General features: G+C 66.4%; 5 protein-coding genes. 2 read left to right on the top strand and 3 right to left on the bottom strand.

The features are described from left to right. The 3 genes from RMO85_RS07965 to RMO85_RS07975 all read right to left on the bottom strand — a co-directional run. On the bottom strand, nt 1–350 hold a 350-nt coding region (locus RMO85_RS07965), incomplete at its 3' end, for a hypothetical protein (RefSeq protein ID WP_310528197.1). Between the two features lie 190 nt (nt 351–540). Beyond that, on the bottom strand, nt 541–1,056 hold the full coding sequence (locus RMO85_RS07970) for a hypothetical protein (protein WP_310528198.1): 516 nt from the start codon (nt 1,054–1,056) through the stop codon (nt 541–543). 59 nt (nt 1,057–1,115) lie between these two features. After that, the gene (locus RMO85_RS07975) at nt 1,116–1,790 is read right to left on the bottom strand and encodes a hypothetical protein (RefSeq protein ID WP_310528199.1); all 675 of its coding nucleotides are present in this window, start codon (nt 1,788–1,790) and stop codon (nt 1,116–1,118) included. A gap of 172 nt (nt 1,791–1,962) precedes the next feature. Here RMO85_RS07975 and RMO85_RS07980 point away from each other — a divergent pair, with 172 nt between their 5' ends. Together RMO85_RS07980 and RMO85_RS07985 are read left to right on the top strand one after the other, a co-directional pair. Continuing rightward, complete coding sequence (locus RMO85_RS07980; protein WP_310528200.1) at nt 1,963–3,129, top strand: histidine kinase; 1,167 nt, start codon at nt 1,963–1,965, stop codon at nt 3,127–3,129. After that, nucleotides 3,126–3,371: response regulator transcription factor (locus RMO85_RS07985; RefSeq protein ID WP_310528201.1), on the top strand; the 246-nt coding region annotated here is incomplete at its 3' end. The genes RMO85_RS07980 and RMO85_RS07985, both read left to right, overlap by 4 nt.

A 3,371-nucleotide genomic window follows, 5' to 3' on the forward strand; every position in this document is an offset into this window, starting at 1 on the left:
AGCCAGCCGGTCCCAAGCAGGAGGACATAGGCGCCGCCCACCAGCACCAGGCCCAGGAGGAGCCCGAAGGCCATGTCGAGCCACCATTCGCGGCCCAGGTGGAAGCCGTAATCGGCGAATCTGCGTCGGTCCAGCCACCTCGCCGCGAGCCACAGGATCACCGCCACGAGCACCACGAGAGCGAGCGACTCGATGAGCGAGGCGTACACGTAAGGGAACCGCTCGCTCAGCAGACGTCGCCCCGGACCGCCCAGTAACGTGCTAACCACGCTCGCAGCGACGACGATCACAAGCACCCGCCAACCAGCGCGAAGACGCGCTTCCTGGTAATTCCAGAAGCTGCTCTTCATGTCGATCCCTCCCCGGACCATGTCGGCGACAGTTCTTCACGTGGGCGATGGCTCGTGCCACGCGTTGAATTCTCCAGGTATCGCCAGTCGAATCATCTGGCCAGTTGCACCATGAGCCCAACCCTGTCGGGACGGCACTCAGGGCTGATCCTGACCTCCGCTGTTCGTGTGGACCGGGTGGGCCCAACGACTAGGGCGCTGCGCATGTGCCGAAGTCGAACTCCTTGACGTTGCCGTTCACAATCGTGATGTGCTCCATCACTTTGACGTTGTCCACTCGCCCTGAGCCCTTCGCAACCACCTGCAGCTGGGCGGTAAACGTGGCCTGGAACGTACCCTGCTGCGCGTTCTCGGTGGCACCGAACCATTCGGTGCCCCGGACGTTGTAGACGTTGCCCGCTTCGTCTTTCGCGACCACTGCCTGTGTAGTGACGGTGCCGGTGAAGTTGGTGTTGCCCGAGGCGCTTGTGCCCTCGTGCAGCACGAGCTTGATTGACCCGGACGTGATCGAGTACACCACCGATCCGCAGTCGAGGACGTCACCGGTGGCGTCCTGTTCGAAGTGCTGGGCGGGACTGTTGGCAGACGCGGCCGGTATCGAGAACGCGCATACCGCCGCTGTAGATCCAAGAACTGCCGTCAATCGTCTCATTGCCTTCTCCCTCTCGTCGTTGCCGTCGAATGACGGCCGCTGTTCTTTGTCCAACTCTCAATCGGACCTTGTGAGGATGAACGACCGGATGGGTCGCCGCACGGCGGCAGAGTTCACCGGGGGTGAGGCGGGCGAACAGCCTGGAACGGCTGCGATACTCCTCGCTGGCCCGACACCCGGTTGGAGGTAATCACCGAACTGCCACCGTCTCGCCGCAGGACAATCCCCAGTGCGATCCAGGTGCTCGCGTACACGGCCAGAGCAATGTCGTGCCACGGGTCCGTAAAGACTGCGATGGCGGCGAACGCCGCCGCCGCACCGACCCAGAACGGCGCCGCGGCCGCGCGCAGTACGCCTGCCCGCCCGACGCCGAAACCGAGCAGCACTCCACCGACGACGAGGAGGAGGAAGCCCAATGCGAACAGCACGAACGACGCCTCCCACGGCTTGCCAGTGACCACGACCGTGACGCCGACCATGAGCGCGAAGAGCACGTGAAGGGTGCTGCCGGTAACGGCCAACCGGACACCGGCCCGGCCGGCGCGAGACAGCGGAACTTCGGCCTCCTGGTGCAGCGCCCTGACGTGGAACACGGTGGCGGCGAAGCACAACATCCCAAGCCCCCACATCGCTATCAAAGGGGCAAAGGTCACCGGATCGAGGACGGTGCCATCGGGTTCCTGCACCGGATGAACCAGCTCGATCCCGAAGGACAGCATCAGCAACACTCCGCCGGCGATGGCCGCCCAGCCGGTCCTGACAGAGTTGGTGGTAAACCGCAGAACCATGACAGCCTCCAGATAGTTCGAAACTCTTACGCCTCGACGCTAGAACGGCTGCCGGACTGAGTCGTCTGCACCAAGACAGACTTGCTGGCTAGCCCGTTGGGCATACAAAGGCCCTCACACCGTCCTCCGCGGGAGGGATGACCGCGACGGTGCGGAAGGCTAACCTCGGGCCATGGGGCTGCCCCTTTTGACCCGCGCCGCCGACGGGACCGTCGTCGTACTCCTCGCGCTCTCTGCGCAGGTCCAGATCTGGACGCGGGACGCCTCGGCGTGGGAGAACGGACCGGCCGTGCACGCCGTGCTTGCTGCGATCTTCACCGTTCCGCTGCTGGCCCGACGGCGCTACCCGTTGCTGGTCCTGTGCGCGGTCGTCGTCGCGAGCTGGCTCCAGTACGAGCTCGGCGGCGGCCTGGGACAGCCGTGGCTCGCCTTCATCCTTGCCCTGTATGCCGTTGCCGCTCACTCACTTCTGCGGGACGCGGTGCTGGGTGCCGCGGTAGCCATGCTGATCACGCTGGTCGACGGCCTCAGTCGACTCCGTGACGGCGAGCCGTGGGAGAACGTGGTTCCCGCTTGGTTCGTTGTCGCCGGCGTGTGGGGCTTCGGGCGTTGGATGCGGTGGCGACGACGGGAGCTGGACCGGCTGCACGAGCAGACCGAGGTGCTCGAGCGGAACCAGGAGGAGGCCGCCCGGGCCGCGGTCGCCGCCGAACGAGCCCGTATCGCCCGCGAGCTGCACGACCTGGTGGCGCACAGCATGGGAGTCATCGTCATCCAGTCCCAGGCCGCCCAACGCGTGATGCTCACCGACCCCGCCGCGGCCGAACAGGCTCTGATGTCCATCGAAGTCACCGGTCGGCAGGGACTCGCGGAGATGCGCCGGCTCCTGGACGTCCTGATCGACAGCGAGGACGCAGTGGACAGCGCGCCGCTGGCGCCCCAACCCGCTCTACGCCACCTCGGGGCGCTGCTCGACCGGGTCCGATTGGCAGGCCTCGCCGTCGACGTGTCAGTAGAAGGCGAGGAACGTCCCCTGCCCCCCGGGGTGGATCTCTCGGCGTACCGGATCGTGCAGGAGGCACTCACCAACACCTTGCGGCACGCCGGCGCGGCCCGGGTACAGGTTCACGTGCGCTACTGCCAGGACGCTGTCGAGGTGGAGGTGGCCGACGACGGCACGACGCCAAACACCGACAGCGCCGGCGGCCACGGACTGATCGGCATGAGTGAGCGAGTCGCCCTCTATGGCGGCAGCCTGCACGCCGGGCACCGGCCCGAAGGCGGATACCTGGTGCAGGCGCACCTCCCGGTCGACGCCGCCAACACCACCCCGATATGACCATCAGGGTCGTCGTCGCCGACGACGAGGAGCTCGTGCGGACGGGCCTGCGGCTGATCCTCGACACCGAACCGGACATCGAGGTCGTCGGCGTGGCCTCGAACGGCCGCCACGTCGTGGAGATGGCCACCGCGCTGCATCCAGACGTCGTGCTCCTCGACATCCGGATGCCCGAGATGGACGGGCTCGAGGCCACCCGATTGTTGCTCGGCGGCGGGTCGACGTCCAAAGTCGTAGTCCTC

The sequence above is a fragment of the Nocardioides sp. genome (assembly GCF_031422975.1).
GTDB lineage: Bacteria > Actinomycetota > Actinomycetes > Propionibacteriales > Nocardioidaceae > Nocardioides.

Coding starts and splice junctions, on each gene's coding strand:
- RMO85_RS07975 (WP_310528199.1), bottom strand. CDS start 1,790: ATGGTTCTGCGGTTTACCACCAACTCTGTCAGGACCGGCTGGGCGGCC.
- RMO85_RS07980 (WP_310528200.1), top strand. CDS start 1,963: ATGGGGCTGCCCCTTTTGACCCGCGCCGCCGACGGGACCGTCGTCGTA.